General features: G+C 68.9%; 20 protein-coding genes. 14 read left to right on the top strand and 6 right to left on the bottom strand.

Translation table 11 applies throughout. The features are described from left to right. Position 1: 1 nt before the first annotated feature. The 3 genes from AC1DDO_RS00710 to AC1DDO_RS00700 are packed head-to-tail and all read left to right on the top strand — an operon-like array spanning position 2 to position 3,919. The gene (locus tag AC1DDO_RS00710) at positions 2–877 is read left to right on the top strand and encodes a fumarylacetoacetate hydrolase family protein (RefSeq protein ID WP_476971201.1); all 876 of its coding nucleotides are present in this window, start codon (positions 2–4) and stop codon (positions 875–877) included. Further along, a complete protein-coding gene (locus tag AC1DDO_RS00705; protein WP_476971200.1) occupies positions 874–2,652 on the top strand; it encodes an FAD-dependent monooxygenase in 1,779 nt (592 codons plus the stop codon). The genes AC1DDO_RS00710 and AC1DDO_RS00705 overlap by 4 nt, the downstream gene beginning before the upstream one ends. Beyond that, on the top strand, positions 2,630–3,919 hold the full coding sequence (locus tag AC1DDO_RS00700) for a DUF3500 domain-containing protein (RefSeq protein ID WP_476971199.1): 1,290 nt from the start codon (positions 2,630–2,632) through the stop codon (positions 3,917–3,919). The genes AC1DDO_RS00705 and AC1DDO_RS00700 overlap by 23 nt, the downstream gene beginning before the upstream one ends. A gap of 88 nt (positions 3,920–4,007) precedes the next feature. Here the strand turns inward: AC1DDO_RS00700 and AC1DDO_RS00695 are convergent, their stop codons facing one another. After that, positions 4,008–5,075 carry a quercetin 2,3-dioxygenase gene (locus AC1DDO_RS00695; RefSeq protein ID WP_476971198.1) on the bottom strand — a complete coding sequence of 356 codons (1,068 nt, stop codon included), beginning with the start codon at positions 5,073–5,075 and terminating at the stop codon, positions 4,008–4,010. Positions 5,076–5,795: 720 nt separating this feature from the next. Between AC1DDO_RS00695 and AC1DDO_RS00690 the strand changes: the two genes are divergently transcribed. Then, a complete protein-coding gene (locus AC1DDO_RS00690; protein ID WP_476971197.1) occupies positions 5,796–6,131 on the top strand; it encodes a YegP family protein in 336 nt (111 codons plus the stop codon). Position 6,132: 1 nt separating this feature from the next. Here AC1DDO_RS00690 and AC1DDO_RS00685 read toward each other — a convergent pair whose 3' ends face one another. Both AC1DDO_RS00685 and AC1DDO_RS00680 read right to left on the bottom strand, forming a co-directional pair. Further along, positions 6,133–6,399: a hypothetical protein gene (locus AC1DDO_RS00685; protein WP_476866305.1), complete on the bottom strand. Its 267-nt coding sequence runs from the start codon at positions 6,397–6,399 to the stop codon at positions 6,133–6,135. A gap of 96 nt (positions 6,400–6,495) precedes the next feature. After that, positions 6,496–7,167: a hypothetical protein gene (locus AC1DDO_RS00680; protein ID WP_476971196.1), complete on the bottom strand. Its 672-nt coding sequence runs from the start codon at positions 7,165–7,167 to the stop codon at positions 6,496–6,498. Positions 7,168–7,253: 86 nt separating this feature from the next. On the opposite strand from AC1DDO_RS00680, the gene AC1DDO_RS00675 reads away from it, so the two are divergent. The 5 genes from AC1DDO_RS00675 to AC1DDO_RS00655 all read left to right on the top strand — a co-directional run bounded on the left by AC1DDO_RS00675 (position 7,254) and on the right by AC1DDO_RS00655 (position 13,207). Then, a complete protein-coding gene (locus tag AC1DDO_RS00675; RefSeq protein ID WP_476971195.1) occupies positions 7,254–7,454 on the top strand; it encodes a hypothetical protein in 201 nt (66 codons plus the stop codon). 338 nt (positions 7,455–7,792) lie between these two features. Next, complete coding sequence (locus tag AC1DDO_RS00670) at positions 7,793–8,299, top strand: sigma-70 family RNA polymerase sigma factor (protein WP_441408508.1); 507 nt, start codon at positions 7,793–7,795, stop codon at positions 8,297–8,299. Next, entirely contained in the window at positions 8,296–9,069 is a 774-nt protein-coding gene (locus tag AC1DDO_RS00665) for an anti-sigma factor family protein (protein WP_476971194.1), read from the top strand. Before AC1DDO_RS00670 ends, AC1DDO_RS00665 begins: the two co-directional genes overlap by 4 nt. 42 nt (positions 9,070–9,111) lie before the next feature. Beyond that, on the top strand, positions 9,112–11,805 hold the full coding sequence (gene hrpB / locus AC1DDO_RS00660) for an ATP-dependent helicase HrpB (protein WP_476971193.1): 2,694 nt from the start codon (positions 9,112–9,114) through the stop codon (positions 11,803–11,805). Positions 11,806–11,983: 178 nt separating this feature from the next. Continuing rightward, positions 11,984–13,207, top strand: a complete 1,224-nt coding sequence (locus AC1DDO_RS00655) for a macrolide family glycosyltransferase (protein WP_476971192.1) — start codon at positions 11,984–11,986, stop codon at positions 13,205–13,207. A gap of 33 nt (positions 13,208–13,240) precedes the next feature. Here the strand turns inward: AC1DDO_RS00655 and AC1DDO_RS00650 are convergent, their stop codons facing one another. Further along, positions 13,241–13,930, bottom strand: coding sequence for an alpha/beta hydrolase family protein (locus AC1DDO_RS00650; protein WP_476866298.1), 690 nt, complete (start codon positions 13,928–13,930; stop codon positions 13,241–13,243). Between the two features lie 78 nt (positions 13,931–14,008). Here AC1DDO_RS00650 and ligD point away from each other — a divergent pair, with 78 nt between their 5' ends. The 3 genes from ligD to AC1DDO_RS00635 all read left to right on the top strand — a co-directional run bounded on the left by ligD (position 14,009) and on the right by AC1DDO_RS00635 (position 15,844). Continuing rightward, positions 14,009–15,031: a non-homologous end-joining DNA ligase gene (ligD, locus tag AC1DDO_RS00645; protein ID WP_476866297.1), complete on the top strand. Its 1,023-nt coding sequence runs from the start codon at positions 14,009–14,011 to the stop codon at positions 15,029–15,031. A 303-nt stretch (positions 15,032–15,334) separates the two neighbouring features. Then, entirely contained in the window at positions 15,335–15,682 is a 348-nt protein-coding gene (locus AC1DDO_RS00640) for a hypothetical protein (RefSeq protein ID WP_476971372.1), read from the top strand. Positions 15,683–15,706: 24 nt separating this feature from the next. Further along, the gene (locus AC1DDO_RS00635; RefSeq protein WP_441408515.1) at positions 15,707–15,844 is read left to right on the top strand and encodes a hypothetical protein; all 138 of its coding nucleotides are present in this window, start codon (positions 15,707–15,709) and stop codon (positions 15,842–15,844) included. Here AC1DDO_RS00635 and AC1DDO_RS00630 read toward each other — a convergent pair. Together AC1DDO_RS00630 and AC1DDO_RS00625 are read right to left on the bottom strand one after the other, a co-directional pair. Continuing rightward, a complete protein-coding gene (locus tag AC1DDO_RS00630) occupies positions 15,834–16,100 on the bottom strand; it encodes a hypothetical protein (protein ID WP_476866295.1) in 267 nt (88 codons plus the stop codon). The genes AC1DDO_RS00635 and AC1DDO_RS00630 overlap by 11 nt on opposite strands. 255 nt (positions 16,101–16,355) lie before the next feature. Further along, positions 16,356–16,700 carry a hypothetical protein gene (locus AC1DDO_RS00625; RefSeq protein WP_441408517.1) on the bottom strand — a complete coding sequence of 115 codons (345 nt, stop codon included), beginning with the start codon at positions 16,698–16,700 and terminating at the stop codon, positions 16,356–16,358. Positions 16,701–16,884: 184 nt separating this feature from the next. Here AC1DDO_RS00625 and AC1DDO_RS00620 point away from each other — a divergent pair, with 184 nt between their 5' ends. Together AC1DDO_RS00620 and AC1DDO_RS00615 are read left to right on the top strand one after the other, a co-directional pair. Continuing rightward, positions 16,885–18,168: a class I SAM-dependent methyltransferase gene (locus AC1DDO_RS00620; protein WP_476866294.1), complete on the top strand. Its 1,284-nt coding sequence runs from the start codon at positions 16,885–16,887 to the stop codon at positions 18,166–18,168. 87 nt (positions 18,169–18,255) lie between these two features. Further along, entirely contained in the window at positions 18,256–19,266 is a 1,011-nt protein-coding gene (locus tag AC1DDO_RS00615) for a pirin family protein (RefSeq protein ID WP_476971191.1), read from the top strand. Positions 19,267–19,345: the final 79 nt, after the last annotated feature.

The raw sequence follows: 19,345 nt of genomic DNA, 5'->3' as shown, positions 1-19,345 counted from the left end.
CATGCAGTACATAGGCATCAATCACGACGGCGGCGCATGGGCGGCCGTCCTCCTCGGCTCACGGGTGGTTCCGCTGGCCCCGGTTGCGGACTTCTGGGCCGATGCCGCCGGTTGGCAGGAGAAAGCGGACGCCCTCTCAGCCGATGCGCTGACGGACGACTCCGGTGACGCGTTGGACCGCGCCGACGTCACGGAGGTCCCGCTGGTGCCGGCCTCGGCCCGGGTGATCTGTGTCGGCCTGAACTACAGGGCCCACGCCGCCGAAGGCAGCTACAAGGACCAGGAACTGCCGCCCTACCCCACACTGTTCGGGCGCTGGACGGCCTCCCTGTCGGTGGGAAACGTGCCGGTCCCCGTGCCCTCGGGCGAGGACGGCCTGGACTGGGAAGGCGAAGTGGCCGCCTACATCGGCCACCGCGTGGAATCCGTTGACGAAGCCACCGCCGCGGACTCAGTTTTCGGCTACTCCACGTTCAATGACATCACCGCGCGCCGGGCCCAGAAACTCACCTCGCAGTGGACGCTTGGCAAGAACGGCGACCTCAGCGGGCCGATGGGCCCGTTGGTCAGCCGGGACGAAGTGGGGGACCTGCGCGACGGCCTGCAGGTCCGGACCCGGGTGAACGGCACCGAAGTCCAGAACGGCAACACCAGGGACATGATCTTCTCCGTCCCGGCAATCATCGCGCTGATCAGCCAGACCTTCACCCTGCACCCCGGCGACGTCATCGCCACCGGCACCCCTGAAGGCGTGGGCTACGCCCGGACCCCGCAGTGGCTGCTGCAGCCCGGCGACACCGTCGAAGTGGAAATCGACCGGCTGGGGACCCTCACCACCCCCATCGGCACCCCGGACCTCCGGGCGGGGGCCCGATGACCGCCGTCGAGAATGCCTCCCTGGCGGACCTTCCGGAGGACGTCCCGGTGCTGATTGCCGGCGGCGGGCCCAGCGGGCTGTTCCTGTCCCTGGACCTGGCCCGGCGCGGCATCCCCAGCACCGTCATCGAACCACGGACGTCCATCGATCCGGACAGGCCGCGGGCAAAGACCACCAACGCACGCACCATGACGCACCTGCGCCGGCTGGGCCTCGCGGACACCCTGCGGAACGCGGCGCCCCTGCCCGTTTCCTACGCCCAGGACGTCATCTTCTGCTCGGGGCTGACAGGGGACAGCGGGCGGGAAATCACCCGCTTCCGCCAGGCGTTCCAGCTGGTTCCCGGCCGCTACGAACAACAGCCCGAGTGCGGACAGCAGGTCCCACAGCCTGTCATGGAAACAGTCCTGCGGGACGCCGTGGCAGGATCGAAGCTGGCCACCCTGCTGACCGGGCTGACCGTCGGCGACATTGACTACGGCTCCCAGGGGTCCAGCCACGCCGCCCCCGGGCCGTCCGGCCCGCGCGCCCGGGTGGAGGTCTCGGACGCCGCCGGACGCCGCCGTGCCGTCGAGTGCCGCTTCCTGGCCGGTGCCGACGGCGGATCCTCCGCCGTTCGGCGCGGCCTTGGCATCCGCCTGGAGGGCGGCTCCGCGGAACTGTCCAACATCAGCATTCTGTTCCGTTCCCGGGACCTGGGTGAGGCCATCACCCTGGATCCCGCCGTGCAGTACTGGGTGCTGGGGCCGGGCGTGGCCGGCATGGTGGGCAGGATGGACCTCGAGGGCACCTGGTGGGCCATCATCCAAGGCGTGGACGGGCGTGAGGCCTTCGACGCCACCGCCCTGGTGCGCTCGCTCATTGGTGCGGAAGTGGACCTTGAGATTGTCGCCACCGACCCCTGGACAGCCCGCATGTTGCTGGCACCCGGCTACGGCGGCGACGCCGCATTCCTGGTGGGCGACGCCGCACACCTGAACCCGCCGTGGGGAGGGCACGGCTTCAACACCTGCATTGGCGACGCCGTCAACCTTGCATGGAAAATCGCCGCGGAGATTGGTGGCTGGGCCGGCCCGGCACTGCTCGGAAGCTACGAACTGGAGCGGCGCCCGGTGGCCGAACGGACCATCCGGGACGCCGCCGCCAACGGCCAGGCCCTCGCGTATCACTTTGCGGACCCCGCACTGCCCGAGGGCGGGGCCGCGGGCGAGGCCGCGCGGCTTCGGGCCAAGGAGGCGCTGGCGGTCAAGCAAAGCGAATTCGATGCGCTGGGCCTGGTCCTGGGCTACGGCTACCCGTCCTCGCCCCTGGTTCTCCCGGACGGCTCGCCCGTGCCGCCCGAGGACCCCATCCGCTACGTTCCCTCGGCCAGCCCCGGCGCGCTGTTGCCACACGCCTGGCTGGACCGCTCGACATCGCTCTACGACATTCTTGGACCGGGTTTCACGCTGCTGGTGGACGCCGGAAGCCTTGCCGGCGTGCCCGCGGAGGAGGCCTATCAGCCGGTCCTGGCGGCCGCGGCGCGGCACGGCATTCCGGTGACGGTTACCGCCGTCGGGCCAACAGATGACGGATCGCCGATGGCGGACCTGTGGGACGCCGACGCGGTCCTGGTCCGGCCGGACCAGCACGTCGCCTGGCGTGGGACCGCACCCGACGCCGCGGCGGCGGCCATCGGCATCGCCGCCGGCTGGCCACCCGAACACCGCATTTCCAAAAACCGCGTTTCCAAAGACCACGACAGGAGCCCCCGTGTCGACGCAATCGTTCCGTGACTTCCTCTACCCGCCGGACCATCCGCGGGTGGCGGCGATCCGCGGGCTGGATGCCCGGAGCTACGCCGAAGCAGCCACCACGGATTCCTTCGCCGGGCCCATGATCGAGGGCTGGAAGACGCTGTACCCGCAACCGTTCGTGGGTGTCACCAGCAACGGCACCGTGATTGAGGGCCTCTACCGGTTGGGGCCGTCAGAACCCGGCGAGGAGGCTCCGGCAGCCGCCATGGTGGCTGCCGCAGGGACGCTGCTCGGCGCCGTCACCCCCGCCCAGGCTGAACAGTTGGTGTACGCGGCGGACGCGCAGGAATGGCAGAGCTGGGCCAACCCGGAGTTCATGCAGCACGACACCGGGCTCCGGCTTGACGAGCTGGATAGCCCGGCCCGCGATGCCGCCCTGTCCGTGATGGAGGCCAGCCTCAGCCCTGCCGGCTACGAGCTGGTCCGGAACCTGATGCGGATCAATGGGTTCCTGGGCGACCTGGTGGAACTCCCGCAGCTGATGAACGAGTTCAGCTACAACTTCGCCCTGTATGGATCCCCGTCCCTGACCGAACCATGGGGCTGGCAGATTTTCGGCCACCACGTGGCGCTCAATTGCCTCGTGGCGGGAAGCCAGCTGGTGGTCTCGCCGGTGTTCCTCGGCGCCGAACCGGATCTCATCGACGCCGGCCCGCACCGGGGCGTGACAGTGTTCAGGGAGCGGATCGCCTGGGCGCGTGAGCTCATGGCATCCCTCCCGGAACAGCTGCGGCGTGACGCCACGGTGTTCGAGGACATTCAGGATCCAGCCATGCCCGAAGGCAGGATGCACCCCGGCGATGAGCGGCATTTGGCCGGGTGCTTCCAGGACAACCGGGTGATTCCGTACGAGGGCATCAGGGTGTCGTCCCTGCCGGCCCGGGCGCGCACCATCCTTGACCTGCTGGTGGACGACTTCATTGCCCACCTGCCGGACGGACCGAGGGCAGCGCGGCGCCGGGAAATCCAGGAGCACTACGGCCAGACCTGGTTTTCCTGGATCGGGGGCTGGGCCGCCGGGGATGCCTTCTACTTCCGGATCCAGAGTCCCGTGGTGGTCATGGAGCTGGACCACCATACCGGCGTCTTCCTCAGCAACGACACCCCCGCCCCGTTCCACATGCACACGGTGATGCGCACGCCCAACGGCAACGACTACGGCCGCGCGCTAGTCCGTCAGCATCAGGAAGCCCGCCAGCATCAGGAAGCCGGCCAGCATCATGAAGCCAGCCGGTTCCAGGGCTGAATCCGCAGCCGAACAAACAGCCAGGGTCCGGAACTTTTGAGGAGTTCCGGACCCTGGCTGTTTGTCGAGCGGACGTGCTTAGGCAGTCTTAGATGTCCAGTGCTGCGCGTCGCTGCGGCGGGGGACCCACCACTGTCAGGTCCATCTCGGCCTGGGCGCGGCCGAAGCCCTCCATGTCCATGTACGGTTCGCCGCCCTCGGTGTACATGTAGTCCTCGGTGGGTTTGTTGAAGTACTCGAAGAAGCCGTTGAACACCGACGGCGTCAGGAACCCCACCATCTGGGTGTTGTGGGAGTCGAACGCGAAGGAGTGGATGGTTCCCGCCGGTGCGTGCAGGAAGTCGCCCTTGGTGAGCAGGACCTCGCGCCCGTTGGCGTAGATCCACATCCGGCCCTCGGTGCAGAGGAAGTTTTCCGTGTGCTGTTCGTGGAAATGGAGCGGAATGTAGGGGGACTTGGCGCCCTTGGTATGGACAGCGAAGTAGTTCGATCCCGTGTTCGCCGGCCGGGACAGGTACGTGAACATGGTCTGGTAGCTGACCATCCGCTCGCCCTCCCCGGCGCTGAGGAAGTACGGGCTCTGGGCGGCTGGCAGCCCGGCGTCCTGCCGGAATGACGGCGCCACCCGTTCGACGTCGGGGAACGTCATCCCGAATTCGGCGCCCACCTCGGCGCACTCCCGCAGGCTGGGCTTCCGGCCCGCCGTGACGGGCGGGACGTGCGAATCGATGTGCGTGCCGACGCGCTCGTAGTACGCCTCGGCGCCGCCGGGGGTCATCCAGTTCAGGAAGCGCGTGTAGTGGCTTGCCATCCGGTACGCGTGTGGGGTTCCCGGCGGGATCACCACGGAATCCCCGGGAGCCAGGATGCGGCTTTCGCCTGGCAGCCATACGTGCAGGATGCCGTCGAAAACGTACAGCGTCTTATGTTCCACGGAGTGGCTCACAAACGGTGATTCGGACCCCATCCCGCCGGAGATGTAGGCGGCGCTGAAGATCCCTCCGGTGTCCGCCGCGCGGGCAATGACGGTGACCAGTTGGCCGTTGATCTCGTAGCGGGCGCCCTCGCCCGACGCCATGTAGTAGGGGACGGCTTCGCCTGGCAGCACATTGGCCACCGGGAGCTGTTTGTTCATTTCCTCAACGCTGAGGGACATCGCATCCTTCTTTCCTGTCGGTGGACCGCGGACTGCCCCCAAGAATGCCTCCGATTCTCCGCCGGGACGACATCTATTTCCAATGGATGAAACACTTCCGCCGATTCGTTTCAGGCCGCTGGACCCAGGGGTGACGGTTCCAGGCCGGTTGTCGACGCTCCAGACCGTTCCCTAGGTGTCCCCGGCATTCCCGGATACGGTCCTAAGGCCCTGTTTTCGTGTCAGTCCCCGCGGTTAGGGTGGCGTGAGGCGCATGGCGGTCCGCGATTCGAGCCGGTGCGCCCTCAGTCAACAAAGCCGAGGACTGCGGGGGGAACTTTGTCCAATGATTCGACCATGACCTGGTCTCCCGGCGATTCGGGCCGAACGGCGGCAACGGCGCCGTCCGAACGGAGGGACTGCGCCGCCGGCCATTGGGATGGCTCCAGCCCGCCGGCGTCCCCGGCCGCCAGCCTAGGCGCCTACTGCAGCGATCATTGGCCGCCCCTGTAGGCGCGCCAGCGCCGGCGGCCGCCCACCACGCGGGGCTGTTGGCTCCTGTTTACCCAGGATTTACGCAGCTGACCTTGTCGGCGTTTCAAGGCCGCGGCGAAACTGTTAAGACGGGCTGATGCTATCTCTTCAGCCGCAAGGATAAACCAGCGGGCAGCAGCGCAGCTTCCCCTTCCACGCCGTGGCAACGATGCCCGGAAGGGGAGCCCGCAAAACGGGAGGAACGTCATGGCCGGCACATTTGAACTCTTCGTAGATGCCGATGCCTGCTTCAGGTTCCGGCTCAGGGCCCCGGACGGGGCAGTACTGGCCGTGTCAAAGGGCTTCGCAGACAAGCCTGCAGCCGTTGCCGGGATCACCGCGGTACGCGAGTACGCCGGCATGGGACTGATCAGTGACCTGTGCCCGGCCGAGCCCCTGGTGAGTCCGGCGGCACCGCGGCCAAGGGCAGCCGGCACGCCCGTGCCCGGCGTCGACCGGCGCGTGCATGACAACGACCTTCGCATCCGTGCCAGGGCCCTCCGCCGGCCGGCGCACGGTCCCGGGGCCGTCGGCGTCGCCTGACCTACGGCTCCATTCCGGCGTTGACCGGAACGAACTCGATCTTGTTCGCGGGGTGGACCGTCTTCCTCGGTGCCCGCGAGAACCCCTTGGCATCCAGGTGGTTCTGGGCCCGGTACTCCGCCAGGGCGTCGTCATAAAGGCCGTTGAGCCGGCGCCCGGAGTAGACCCCCTCCGAGCCGTCCGCAAACGTGATGCTGATGAGTGTCTTTTCTGGAAAATGCCGGTTCATGCGGATGAAGCCGTCGGCGTCCTGCTTGAGGTTGATCATGCGGTTCCCACTTTCGTGATCGAGATGATCCAGTCTCCCGTCTTCGTCCTGCCGAATCCAGCCGGTTGGCGGCAGCCGCCGGTGGGCGACGTCGACCTACTCGGACGCATAGGCGTCCACCGCCTGCTCAATTACGGGACTGTAGAGGTCCCATGAGTCGGCGGGTGCGGCCGCCACCAAGACGCTGCCACCCCGCGATCCTGCAACGAGGCAGGCGATCTCCCGGTACCTGTGCGCGCCGACGCGAGTCACATAGGTGTCCTCCACGCATGAGCCGATGCCTCCCCGGAACGGCATTCCGGCACGGTCTGCCAGTCGGCTGGCGGAGGCGGCGTTCTCGCCCGTGAGGTGGGCGAGCCGAAACTCGGACCAATTGGACAGTGACTCCTCGCCCTGTTGCGGCGTGGCGTTGAGATAGATCCTGAGATCACCGTTGGGCGCCGTCGCGGTTGCGGATACGGTGCCGGGGTCGCCCTCCACCGGAATGGCATCGGGTGGGATGGACAGTACCGCTGTCGCATCCGGGAGTTCCAGGGACTGCCACCCGGCCGGGGCCAGGCCGGCGCGGAACCAGCCGAACGGAGCTGCCCCGGACGGAGGAGCCGCCGCTGCCTCGTTCCCGGTCCGGGAACAGCCACTGGCGCCCAGCACCGCCGCCGTCCCTGCCAGCGCGAGGAACAACAGTGCCGTTCGACGGCGCGGTGCAGGCCCCGCCGTGGTGCTACTTGTTGCCGTCACCGTCGTCCGGTCCTCCGTTGTTATCGGCATCGTGATCATTCCCGCCGGGAGCCGCCGCGGGCGGCGGAACCATCCGCCTGGGAACCATGGGCCGGGGAACCATTGGTCGCGGTGCCATGGGATTCGGAACCATCGGCCGCGGTGCCGGGACCACGGGCGGAACGACGCGTCGCGGTTCCGGGGCGGGTGGCCGGACCATCGGGGCCGGCACCATGGCAGGCGGAGCTGGCATCGCCGGGGCCACCTGCGAGGGGATCGGTGCCGGAGCAGGCGGTGCAGGTGCAGGCGGTGCAACGGCCGGTGCCGGGGCCGGGTAATAGGGGTCTTTGGGCGCCGGCGAGGGGCTCCCCGCGGCGGGTGCCGGTGTGACTGTGCCAGGGGTGGATGGTGGGGCTGGTGCTGCCGTGTGCCCGGCGAAGCAGGATCCGAGCATTAGTGTCGTGCCCAGCGCAGCGGCGGCAAACGCCGGGCGGGAAATCTTCATGGTGCGCTCCTGAGGGAAGGCCGGCCGTGTTCGGCCGGGCTGTCCCTAGAACGGCGCCGCCAGCCCAAGAGTTCAACGTTGCCAACTGCCAAATGACTTCCAGACGGATTCCAGCCGGGGCCGGTGAACGGAAAGCGGCCCGGCGTCGTAGTTAAGGCCAGGAGGCGGAAAATGTCCGATCGGGAGGCCGAGCTGCTGCGCTCGCTGCAGGACGCCTACGGTCCGGCCCTGTGGCGGTTCGTCATGCGCATGACCGGTGACAGCACCCTGGCCGACGACGTCGTACAGGAAACGCTGATCCGTGCCTGGCAACACCCGGAAGTCCTGCAGCGCCCGGAGGCGGCGGTGCGGGCCTGGCTCTACACGGTGGCCCGCAATCTGGTCATCGATGACCGGCGCAGCGCCCGACGCCGGCACGAGAACCGGACGGAGCCGTTGCCGGAGATTCCAGAGGCGGACCGGGTGGACAAGATCCTGGACGGGTGGCTTGTATCTGATGCCCTGGCCGGGCTGTCCGCCGAGCACAGGGCTGTGGTCATCCACGCGTACTACCGCCGGGAGACGACGGCAGAAATCGCGCAAAGCCTGCAACTGGCGGAGGGGACTGTGAAGTCGCGGCTGCATTACGCGCTGCGGGCGATGCGGCTGGCCCTGCAGGAAGGAGGCGTGACGCCATGAGCAAGAACGGAATGGATGAGTACCGCAGCTGGGATGCCGCGTATGTGCTGGGATCCTTGGTGTCCTCCGAGCGCCACGAGTTCGAAGAACACCTGTCCGGTTGCGCCGGATGCAGGGCCGCCGTGGCGGAGCTTGCCGGAATGCCGTCGCTGCTGGCCGTCCTGTCGCCCGAGGAGGCCCTCGCCCTCGGGCAGACCGACCGCGGAAGGCCCGTGCCGGGGGTGGCCCCCGGGGTGGCCGGCGGCCTCGCGGGCGGGCTGCCGAGCGGTCTGGCGGGGCAAGTCCAACGCGGACGCCGGCGCGTGCGCCTGGCCGTGGCCGCCCTTGTTGTGGGCGCGGCCGCCGCCTCGGGCGCTGTCACCGTTGCCGTGACCGCCCCGGTCAGCGCACCTCCGCTGCCCCCCGCGCAGACGCAGGCCGCGTCAGGGACGGCCCTGAACTTCACCCCGGTGGCCGACAGCATGCTGGCCGCAAAGGGTTCACTGACCCGGCAGCCGTGGGGAACCCGGATCGACTGGGAGTGCACCTACACGCCATCCCCGGCTGACGTTCCCGCACCGGACGGATCCGGCGGTGCCCGCCCACCCGAGGAGTATGGATTGGTGGTTGTCGATTCCCGTGGTGCCGCCACACAGGTGGCCACCTGGACGGCAACTCCCGGGACGGTGGCCACGCCGACGGCGACCACGGTGATCCGGACTGACGACATCCGCCGGGTCGAAATCCGTGCCGTGGCCAGCGGGCGGACGATCCTGAGCGCGAGCGTATAGCCCGCGCGGACGTCGTTCACGAATTGCAGAGACAATGGAGGCGTGACTTCCGCGACCACACGCCTGGACCCAGCCTGCTCCAACGGCCTTTTCGATCTCGGCGTCGTCGGGGCGGGCCTGACCTTCGCGGATTCGCTGGGGGACCTCGCCGCCGCATTGCGGGGCGGCGGTGCCGGCGCGTCCGCGGTGGTCCAGGCTCCTCCCGGCACGGGCAAGACGACGCTTGTCCCGCCGTTGCTCGCCAACCTCGCGGCCGCAAGGATCGGCAGCGGAAGCGGTGCCAGCCCGCGGATCGTGGTCACGCAGCCGCGCCGCGTCGCCGCCCGCGCTGCAGCCCGCCGCCTGGCTTCCCTCGACGGCACCCCGCTCGGTGATCGGGTCGGCTACACGGTCCGCGGCGAACGCCAGACAGGACCCGGGACGGTGATCGAGTTCGTTACCCCCGGCATCCTGTTGCGCCGCCTCCTGACGGAGCCTGGGCTCGAGGGCACCGATGCCGTGATCCTCGACGAAGTCCACGAACGCGGGCTGGAGACAGACCTGCTCGTCGGGATGCTGGCCGAAGTCCGGCAGCTGCGCGGTGACCTCACGCTCGTCGCCATGTCGGCGACCCTCGACGCGCCCCGCTTCGCTGCGCTGATCGGTGACGGACTGATCGGTGACGGATTGATCGGTGAAGCGGACGGGAACCGCGACGGCGGCCGCCCGGCCCCGGTTGTCGACTGTCCCTCCGCGCTGTTCCCGCTCGAGGTGGAATGGGTCCCGGCGTCGGTCCCGCGGCTGGACGAACGCGGAGTGGCCCGGGCCTTCCTGGACCACGTGGCCGACACCGCAGCCGCGGGGCATGCCGCCGCACTGGCTGCCGGGCGGGACCTTGACGCCCTGGTGTTTGTCCCGGGCGCATGGGAAGTCTCCTACGTTGCCGCCCGGCTGCGCGGCCGGAGCCACGCCGAAGTCCTGGAACTCCATGGCCAGGCCGGCCCGGCGGAGCAGGACCGCGCCGTCTCCGGGCGCGAGCCCGGCGGGGCCGCCCGGATCATCGTTTCCACCGCACTGGCCGAATCCTCGCTCACCGTCCCGGGCGTCCGGCTGGTCATCGATTCCGGGCTGTCCCGCGAGCCGCGGCGTGACTCCAACCGCGGAATGTCCGGACTCGTGACAGTGTCCTGCTCGCGGGCGTCCGCGGAACAGCGGGCCGGCCGTGCCGCACGACAGGGCCCCGGCACGGTGATCCGCTGCTATGACCAGAGGGCCTATGGCGCAGCGCCCGCCCACCAGACTCCGGAGATAGCCGCAGCAGACCTGACCGGCGCCGCCCTGGTGCTGGCCTGTTGGGGAGCCCCCGGCGGCCGTGGACTGGCCCTGCCGGACGCGCCGCCCCAGGCCGCGATGGACAACGCCGTTGAAGTGCTGCAGGAACTCGGGGCAGTGGCGCCGGACGGTCACGCAACCGACCTGGGCAAGATCCTGGCCCGGGTCCCGACGGACCCGCGGCTGGCCCGCGCTCTGCTGGACGGCGCCGCGACGGTGGGCCACCGTGTGGCGGCCGAGGCGGTCGCCCTCGTCTCGGGGGACCAGCGCGCCCCGGGCGCCGACCTCACCCGCCTTGTGGCCGCGCTGAGGACGGGCCGGGATCCCGGATCCCGGCGGTGGGCGGAGGATGTCCGGCGGATGGAGAGAATCGCACGCCAGGAGGGGTCCGGCGTCGCGTCCTCCGCTCCTGCCGGCGTGGTGGACGCCGCGGAGGCAATCGGCTTCGTCGTCGCCCTGGCCTTTCCGGACCGTGTAGCGCGCCGCGTCCCGGGCGAGGGGCCGGCGCAATACCTGCTCACGTCCGGTACGCGGGCCGGGCTGCCGGCCGGCAGCCTGCTGTCCGGGCACGAGTGGCTGGGCGTGGCCGAAGTGTCCCGCGCGCAGGGCCGCGACGCCGCGGGGACCGGCGCCGTCATCCGCTCCGCGGCGCCGCTGACGGAGGACACCGCGGAGGCTGCCGCCCGCCACCTCCTGAGCGACACGCTACAGGCGCGATTTAGCCAGGGCCGTGTCTCGGCCCGGCGTGAGCGCCGCCTGGGCGCAATCGTGCTGTCGTCCACCCCGGTACGCCCGCCCGCGGACGAAGGCCGCGCAGCTGTGGCCCGCGCCCTGGCGAGCGAGGGGCTGGCGACCATCGGCTGGTCGAGCGCGGCGGAGGCCTTGCGCCGCCGGCTGGCCCTCCTGCACCGGGAGCTGGGCGGGTCCTGGCCCGACGTGTCCGAGCCGGCGTTGCTGGCCCGGCTGGACGAATGGCTGGCCCCGGAGCTTGCCGCGCTGGCCGGCGGCGCATCCACGGGCGGGATCGACCTCGCCGGGCCGCTGAGCCGGCTGCTTCCCTGGCCCGAGGCGTCCCGGCTCGGTGAATTGGTGCCGGAGACGCTGGCGGTCCCCAGCGGATCCCGGATCCGGATTGACTATCCGGAGGTCGGAGACGCCACCGGGCGGCCGGTGGTGGCCGTCAAACTGCAGGAGTGCTTTGGCTGGGCGGAGACGCCGCGGCTTGCGGACGGGCGTGTGCCGGTGCTGTTCCACCTGCTCTCACCGGCACGCCGGCCCCTGGCCGTGACGGATGACCTCGCCTCGTTCTGGTCCGGGCCCTACGCACAGGTCCGCGCGGAAATGCGCGGCCGCTATCCCCGGCATCCGTGGCCCGAAGACCCGTGGACCGCGCCGGCGACAGCCCGGACCAAGCCACGGAACTGACCCCCGCGGGGCCGGAAACTGGCACCGCCGGCCGAACACTCGCGCCGCCCGGGGCAACAGGGGCATGATGAAGGAGCACGACGCCGGCGGACCGCCCGGCCCGCGGGACGCCGGGCAACCAGGCCGGTCAAGTGGCAAATAAAGCGTGATCTCAGCCAAGCGATGAAGAGTGATGGCCATGCATCTTGCGTTCGTCTCCATTCCCGCCTACGGACACGTCAACCCCACCCTGCCGCTGGTGGCGGAGCTTGTGGGCCGGGGGCACCGGGTCACGTACTTCACATCGGCCGACTTCGGACCGCGGATCCGTGACGCCGGAGCGGCTTTTTCGGCTTCCGGCGGGAACTGGATGGCATCAATGCCGGCCCTGGCCCCCGGGCAGCGGGCGCAGGCGCACCTGATGCTGCCGCTCATGAACCGTGTGTTCGAGGACATCCGCGCCAGCTTCCCGGCGCTGGTGGAACATCTGCGCCAGGACCCGCCCGACGCGATTTGCTTTGACGCGATGACACTCAGCGGCAGCATGGCCGCTGAAAAGATCGGCGTGCCGGCCATCGCCCTCATGCCCACCTATGCCACCAACGAACATTTCTCGCTGCGATCACTGATGCCTGCCCGGCCGCCGGAAGGCGCCGATGAAATGGCGAAGGTGGCTATGGCCATGGGCCGGCTGCTGGCCGAGTTCGCGGCCGAGCAAGGCGTGCGGACGCCACGGATGTTCGACGGCCCGCCGGCGCCATTCAACATCGTGTTCCTGCCGCGCGAGTTCCAGCCCCGGGGGGAGACATTCGATGACCGGTTCCGGTTCGTGGGGCCAAGCGTGGGCGGCCGCGACAGCGAAGGTGAATGGGTGCGTGGGGGAACGCGTCCGCTGGTGTTCATTTCGCTGGGGACCACTCCACTGAACCGCCAGCCGGACTTCTTCCGGACGTGCCTGGACGCCTTCGGCGGAAGCGACTGGGACGTCGCCATGGCGGTCGGGGACCAGACCGGACTGGCTGATCTCGGGACGATTGCGCCAAACGTCCTGGTCCGGGCCTTCTTCCCGCAACTGCAGGTTCTGCGCCAAACCAGTGTCTTCATTACCCACGCCGGCATGAACTCGACCATGGAGGCGCTCTATTTCGCCGTCCCGATGCTGGCCGTGCCGCAGCAACCGGAGCAGGAGGCAACCGCCAGGCGGCTTGAAGAACTGGGCCTTGGCCGGCACCTCGCAGCGGAGGACGTTGGTCCGGACGCGCTCAGGACTGCAGTCGCCGAGCTCCATTCCGATGCACAGGTGCGGCGGAACGTGGCCGCCATGAGCGAGATTGTCCGCGGGGCGGGAGGGGCCGCGGCCGCAGCCACCGCGATTGAATCGCATGTGCATCACGGGGCGGGCCGGTTCGGGACGGTCGGCTAGCGGCAGCCGGTTAGGCCGGTCGGCTGGGGTTGATCAGCGGAGCGCGTCCGCGGGATTATCGCCGTGCGCCCTGAGGAACTCCGCGACCGTGGCCGCCAACGACGCCCCTACCTCGTCCGTACCGCGCTTGGCACCGGCAACAGCAAAGGAATGGTCCCCGCCCTCGCGCCACTCCACGGTCGCGGTCGGCCCGATCCTGGCCGCCACGGACTCCAGCAGTTCCGGGGTAGCGAACGTGTCCCGGGTGCCCTGCAGGAACAGCATCGGCAAAGTCAGCCCGTAGAGGTGCTCATCGCGGAGCTTCTCCGGTTTGCCCGGCGGGTGCAGCGGATAGCCGAGGTAGACGAGCCCGGCGGCCGGCATGCCTTCCGCCACCGCCATGGAGGCCATGCGTCCGCCGAACGATTTCCCGGCGGCCCACAGCGGCCGGCCGGCAGACCGGGATGCGGCGGCGTCCATGGCCACCCGCCAGGCGGCGATTGCCGCCGGCGGCCTGTCAGGAAACTTCCGTCCTGCCTCTCGGTAGGGAAAGTTGAACCGCAAGGTGGCGACACCCAGGCCGTTCAGGGCCCGGGTGAAGCCCCCGAGGAACGGATGGTCCATTCCCGCCCCGGCGCCGTGGGCAACAACCAGAGTGGCGAACGAGCCGTCGGGGTCGGCAAAGACGCCCGAGACTGTAGCGTCGCCGACGTCGAGGGTGATGGGGACTTCGGGTGTCGTCATGTGTCCATCATGCCCGGTCAGTGGCGTCCAGCCCGCTGCGCTCTTCACCTGTCCACGCCGCCGGGGTAGGTTGTCCCCATGGCCAGGGAAGAAGCGCACCTTACTGTCAGCGGTCCGCACGGCGACCGGGAGATGCGGGTGTCGAGCCCGGGCAGGGTTGTCTGGCCCGGTCTGGGACTCACCAAGCTGGACCTGGCCCGGTACATGGTGGACGTCGGGGACGCTTTCCTGGCGGCCAACGGGGACCGGCCGGTGACACTCCAACGGTTCAAGGACACGGTGGATGGCGAACAGTTCTTCTCCAAGAACCCGCCCAAGGGTGCCCCGGATTTCATCCGCTCGGTCGACGTCGCCTATCCCAGCGGACGATCGCACCCGCAACTGGTCATTGACGAAGTCGCCGCCGCCGTGTGGGCGGTGCAGATGAACACGGTGGTGTTCCACCCCTGGGCCTCCCGGGCCGGCAATCCGGACAACCCGGACCAGCTGCGGATCGACCTTGACCCGCAGCCCGGCACCGGCTTCGCGGAGGCTGTTCCGGTCGCGCGGGAATTGCGGCGCGTCCTCGCCGAGACAGGGCTGGAGGCCTTCATCAAGACCTCAGGCAACCGGGGACTCCATGTCTTTGCCCCGATCGAGCCGACCCGGGAGTTCCTGGACGTGCGCCACGCGGTCATCGCCGCAGCGCGCGAACTCGAGCGCCGCCTGCCCGAGCAAGTAACCACCGCCTGGTGGAAGGAGGAACGCGGCGCCCGCATCTTCGTCGACTTCAACCAGGCGAACCGCGACCGCACGATTGCGGGGGCTTACAGCCCGCGCGCACTGGCCAACGCGGCGGTGTCGTGCCCGATCCGCTGGGAGGAACTCGACTCCGCCGACCCTTCTGCCTTCACCATCGTCACGGTGCCGGACCGGCTCAAAGCCACCGGCGATCCGTGGGCCGGCATGCATGCGAACCCAGGGGCCATCGATCTCCTCCTGGGGTGGTGGGACCGGGACCTCGAGGCGGGTCTGGGAGAGCTGCCGTTCCCGCCGGACTTCCCGAAGATGCCCGGGGAACCGCCGCGGGTGCAGCCCAGCCGGGCGCGCAGCCAGGGCTGAAATCGCTAATTCGTCGTTCGTTCCCGGGACGAATCAGCGGCCTCTACCGTTGGTAGTAGTAGGCGGAGCCTGCGACGGTGCACGGCGCCGCACCGCCACGCGATGAGAAGGAATCCGATTGCTGATTGTTTTGACGGGAATTGACGGATCGGGAAAAACAACAGCCGCACGGTCTACAGTGAAGGCCGCGCGCCGGGCCGGCCAGAACGCGCTCCTGCTCAGGAACTACGCAGGCCGGCGCAGGATGTCCCTGCTGAGCACACAGTTCATGCCAGGGCGCACCGGCATCCGGGCTTGGTCATCATGGACCGCCACCTGCACTGCCAGCTTGCACTGCGCCAGGCACGGGGTCTTCCCCGGGGCTGGCTCCTGCCGTTCCTCCTGGCAAAGTTTCCGCAGCCCGACGTCGTGCTCCACCTGGTCATTGACCCTGAACAGGCCCATCGACGGGTAATGGCGCGCGACACGGACACGGAAACGCTCGAGGAACTCGACTCATTGAGGGCCGCCTACCAGGCGATGCCCGAATACGCGCACTTTACCGAGTTGGCTGCGTCGGGTACACCAGAGGAAGTGGTCTCCCAGCTCTCGCTCGTCATCGCCGATGCCGCCAGGAGCCGGGGGGAAGAGCCGGCGTCGCCCCATCCGTGAGCGCGCCCGCGTCGAATTACCGGCATGAGCAAGGCGGAGAAGAAGAACCTGAGGTATTGCGATTACTACTGCTTCATGTCGCTGAAGGATTTCGCGGCGTGGGTTGACGCCGACGACGACCAGGAACCCGCCATGTCCTATTCCGCACCGCCTACCAGGTGAGGTCCTGGGCCTTGATTTCGTAGTGGCCGTCCCGCTGGGTGAATGTCGCCAGGTATCCGCGCTTGACCCCGTTGACCACCATCTGGCAGTCCGTGTGAGTGTTCACCTTGATGTCCGGGAAGTTCTTGCACTCCACTGCGGAAATCGTGACGCCGGCCTTCTTGGGCTTGGCCCGGGCCTTGATCCGCTCGGCCAGGACCTTGCCGCTGGTCTGCGGATCAAAGACCACCACCGACGGCGGGGGAGACGCAGTCACAGTGGTCGTAGGGCCCGGCGTTGCCGGCGGCGCAGCACATCCCGTCATCAGGAGCGCCCCGCCCAAAGTTGCTACGCATGCAGTTCTGAAAATATTCATCGTCGATCATGTCCGTCCGACGCCGGTCCCTGGAGCTGCCCGAGACCCAGGCTGCCCAAACCACACAATGCCTTGCGCGGCTTGGGGAATCCTTGGCCTCCAAGTCTCCAAGGCTCAAAGGCCCCAGAGCCCAGCTCCAGACCTCAGGCTCCCGCGCTAGCGGCGCGGACGGAGGGTGCGAAGAATGCCGCGGATCGAGACGCCGACGGCGAGCACCAGCGGGGCCAGCGCCACAAGCACCACCACGGTGTTGGGCCGGAATGCCATGTGGCCCTCGGGGCTCTTGGCATAGACGCCCACGGGCATCACGAAGCCGCCGCCCCCGCCACCACTTCCGCCGCCGGCCTGGGCATCTTCGGTGCTGCTGCCTCCGCCGAAGCCGAAAGACACCACAGCGACGGGGATGACCTCTTCCCCTGCGATGTTCATGGCGGGGCCGTACGCCCGGGAAACACCCACGTTCTTGAACGTGTCCACGAGGGACGAGAAAGACTCAGACATAGCTCACACCATAGGCAACCGAACCCACAAGCGCCAGAGCCGTCCGCCACGGTGGGAAAAGACGGGCACCACGGCAATGGGGACCTAAGCTCTGGTTGAGGGCCGTGTACTGCCCTTAGATTTGGAACTGCCGGGGCGCAGCCCTCGGCGCTGGAGACGAGTCACGGGAATCGAGGCACTGGACATGGCGACATCCACGAATGCGGCTTCACGGCTGGCCGACGCATTGGCGATCATCCTTGGCACCGATGGGATTCCCCTGCGGCTGCAGGCCTGGGACGGCTCGGAGGCCGGCCCGGAAGACGCCCCCGTTGTGGTGTTTCGGTCCCGGCGGGCACTTCGCCGGATGCTGTGGTCACCCGGCCAGCTTGGACTGAGCCGTGCCTACGTCGCCGGCGAAATCGACGCACCCGGCGACATCTTCGCGGCCTTCGCCGCCCTCAGCTCGGCCGGAAAATTCGCCGAGCCCGGCCCATTCCGGCCGCCCACTCCCCGCGAAGGATTCGCACTGCTCAAGACTGCCGTCCGGCTCGGGGCCCTGGGACCGAACCCTGCGCCGCCGCCGGAGGAAGCCCGCGTGGACCGGTTCGGCCGGCGTCATTCCAAGGGCCGCGACGCCGCGGCCATCTCCCACCACTACGACGTCGGGAACGACTTCTACGCTCTCGTCCTGGGCCCGTCCATGGTCTACTCCTGCGCCGTCTGGGAGTCGGAGGAGACCGAGCTTGACGCTGCCCAGGCCGCCAAGCTCGACCTCGTCTGCCGCAAGCTGGGTCTCAAGCCGGGGATGCGCGTGCTGGATGTGGGATGCGGCTGGGGCAGCTTTGCGCTGCACGCCGCCCAGCATTTCGGGGCCGAGGTCGTCGGCGTGACGCTGTCGGTGGAACAGGCGGCCATGGCCCGCAAACGGGCCGCGGACGCCGGGCTGACGGACCGGGTGGACATCCGGGTGCAGGACTACCGCGATGTGGACGACGGACCGTTCGATGCGATCAGCTCGATTGGCATGTCAGAGCACGTCGGCCGCGAGCAGATCCAGCACTATGCCTCCCAGCTGCACGGGCTGCTCCGCCCGGGAGGCCGGCTGCTCAACCACGCGATCTCCTGGAACGCCGGGCCCACGGCACCGGACCCGGATTCCTTCATTCCCCGCTACGTCTTCCCGGACGGCGAGATGCTCAGCCTCGCCGACATGGTCACCGCACTCGAATCGGCGCGCCTGGAGGTCCTGGACGTTGAGGCGCTGCGGCGCCACTATGCCCTGACGCTCCGGGCCTGGGTGCGGAACCTTGAGGAACACTGGGATGAGGCCGTACGCCTGGCCGGCGTGGGCCGGGCCCGGGTGTGGCGGCTCTACATGGCAGCTAGCGCCCTGGGCTTCGAGGCCGGTATCACGGGAGTGAACCAGATTCTGGTGCAGCGCCCGGGCGGCGAGGAACCGCCGTTGCGGCGCTCGTCGTGGATCTGAGGCTGATCAAGGAACGGCTAAGTCCCGGTACCCTCCTGCCGTGTGCCGAAGGCTGACCCGCGGACCCCGCGAAGCTAGGCTGTCATCATGAGCAATACCGAAGTCGCGCCCCAGGAAATCCTCTGCGGAACCGAGGGGACGCATGCCGGCGTCGAACTGCTGGCCCCGCGGCAGGTCCCGCTGGGCGGTCCGCGGGCGATGGACGTGCGGCGTACGCTTCCGCAGCGCCAGCGGAGCCTCATTGGAGCGTGGTGCTTCCTGGACCACTATGGCCCGGACAGCGTCGGTGATTCCGGCGGCATGAAAGTACCGCGCCACCCCCACACCGGCCTCCAGACCGTCAGCTGGCTGTTCACGGGGGAGATCGAACACCAGGACTCGGCCGGCTTCCACGCTGCCGTGCGCCCGGGCGAAGTGAATCTCATGACGGCCGGCCGTGGCATCAGCCACTCCGAATTTTCCACCCCGGACACAACAATGCTGCATGGTGCGCAACTGTGGGTGGCGCTGCCGGACGCGGCACGCCACATGACACCGACCTTCGAGCACTATCGCCCCGAACCGGTCCACGGGCCCGGCTGGACCATGCGCGTCTTCCTCGGCACGCTCTGCGGGTCCGCCTCGCCCGTCGCCACCCATACGCCCTTGCTGGGCGCGGAGATCCTGCTCGAGGCGGAGGCGGAATTGACCCTCGACACAAAGACGTCGTTCGAACATGGCCTGCTCGTCGACTCGGGCACCCTCTTCCTGGACGGACACCCAGTGCCGAAGGACCACCTCGCCTACGTTCCCGCAGGTACCGGAACCTTGACCCTGACAGCAGGCCCGGATGGGGCCCGCGTCCTCCTGATCGGCGGTGAGCCGCTGGGCGAAAAGATCGTGATGTGGTGGAACTTCGTGGGACGCAGCCACGAAGAGATTGTCGCGTACAGGGCCCAGTGGCAGGCCGAGATCGGTGCGGAGGACGGTTCCGGTCCGACGTCGACGCCGGCGGCCGGAGGAGGCGCCGACCTGCGGTTTGGCCCGTTTCCGCCCGGGGGTCCTGCCGCCCTCCCGGCCCCGGCCCTGCCGAACGCCCGCATCAAGCCCCGCGGCTGAGCAGTGCATGAGCCGTGCCTGAGCAGTGCTCAGCGGCGTGCAACATCTACCCAAGCCCAATGCCCCAAGCCAGGCCAAC

The sequence above is a fragment of the Arthrobacter sp. 10N43 genome, assembly GCF_056394525.1.
The sequence above is the reverse complement of the archived record's forward strand: the minus strand, read 5'-3'. Positions and strand labels throughout refer to the sequence as shown.

Bases quoted from the DNA above. Each gene is read 5' to 3' on its own strand.
- AC1DDO_RS00690 (WP_476971197.1), top strand. From the start codon at position 5,796: ATGGCCGGCACATTTGAACTCTTCGTAGATGCCGATGCCTGCTTCAGG.
- AC1DDO_RS00620 (WP_476866294.1), top strand. From the start codon at position 16,885: ATGGCGACATCCACGAATGCGGCTTCACGGCTGGCCGACGCATTGGCG.
- AC1DDO_RS00625 (WP_441408517.1), bottom strand. From the start codon at position 16,700: ATGTCTGAGTCTTTCTCGTCCCTCGTGGACACGTTCAAGAACGTGGGT.
- AC1DDO_RS00695 (WP_476971198.1), bottom strand. From the start codon at position 5,075: ATGTCCCTCAGCGTTGAGGAAATGAACAAACAGCTCCCGGTGGCCAAT.
- AC1DDO_RS00655 (WP_476971192.1), top strand. From the start codon at position 11,984: ATGCATCTTGCGTTCGTCTCCATTCCCGCCTACGGACACGTCAACCCC.
- AC1DDO_RS00675 (WP_476971195.1), top strand. From the start codon at position 7,254: ATGGGATTCGGAACCATCGGCCGCGGTGCCGGGACCACGGGCGGAACG.
- AC1DDO_RS00635 (WP_441408515.1), top strand. From the start codon at position 15,707: ATGAGCAAGGCGGAGAAGAAGAACCTGAGGTATTGCGATTACTACTGC.
- ligD (WP_476866297.1), top strand. From the start codon at position 14,009: ATGGCCAGGGAAGAAGCGCACCTTACTGTCAGCGGTCCGCACGGCGAC.
- AC1DDO_RS00640 (WP_476971372.1), top strand. From the start codon at position 15,335: ATGGACCGCCACCTGCACTGCCAGCTTGCACTGCGCCAGGCACGGGGT.
- AC1DDO_RS00670 (WP_441408508.1), top strand. From the start codon at position 7,793: ATGTCCGATCGGGAGGCCGAGCTGCTGCGCTCGCTGCAGGACGCCTAC.
- AC1DDO_RS00650 (WP_476866298.1), bottom strand. From the start codon at position 13,930: ATGACGACACCCGAAGTCCCCATCACCCTCGACGTCGGCGACGCTACA.
- AC1DDO_RS00710 (WP_476971201.1), top strand. From the start codon at position 2: ATGCAGTACATAGGCATCAATCACGACGGCGGCGCATGGGCGGCCGTC.
- AC1DDO_RS00680 (WP_476971196.1), bottom strand. From the start codon at position 7,167: ATGCCGATAACAACGGAGGACCGGACGACGGTGACGGCAACAAGTAGC.
- AC1DDO_RS00665 (WP_476971194.1), top strand. From the start codon at position 8,296: ATGAGCAAGAACGGAATGGATGAGTACCGCAGCTGGGATGCCGCGTAT.
- AC1DDO_RS00685 (WP_476866305.1), bottom strand. From the start codon at position 6,399: ATGATCAACCTCAAGCAGGACGCCGACGGCTTCATCCGCATGAACCGG.
- AC1DDO_RS00705 (WP_476971200.1), top strand. From the start codon at position 874: ATGACCGCCGTCGAGAATGCCTCCCTGGCGGACCTTCCGGAGGACGTC.
- AC1DDO_RS00615 (WP_476971191.1), top strand. From the start codon at position 18,256: ATGAGCAATACCGAAGTCGCGCCCCAGGAAATCCTCTGCGGAACCGAG.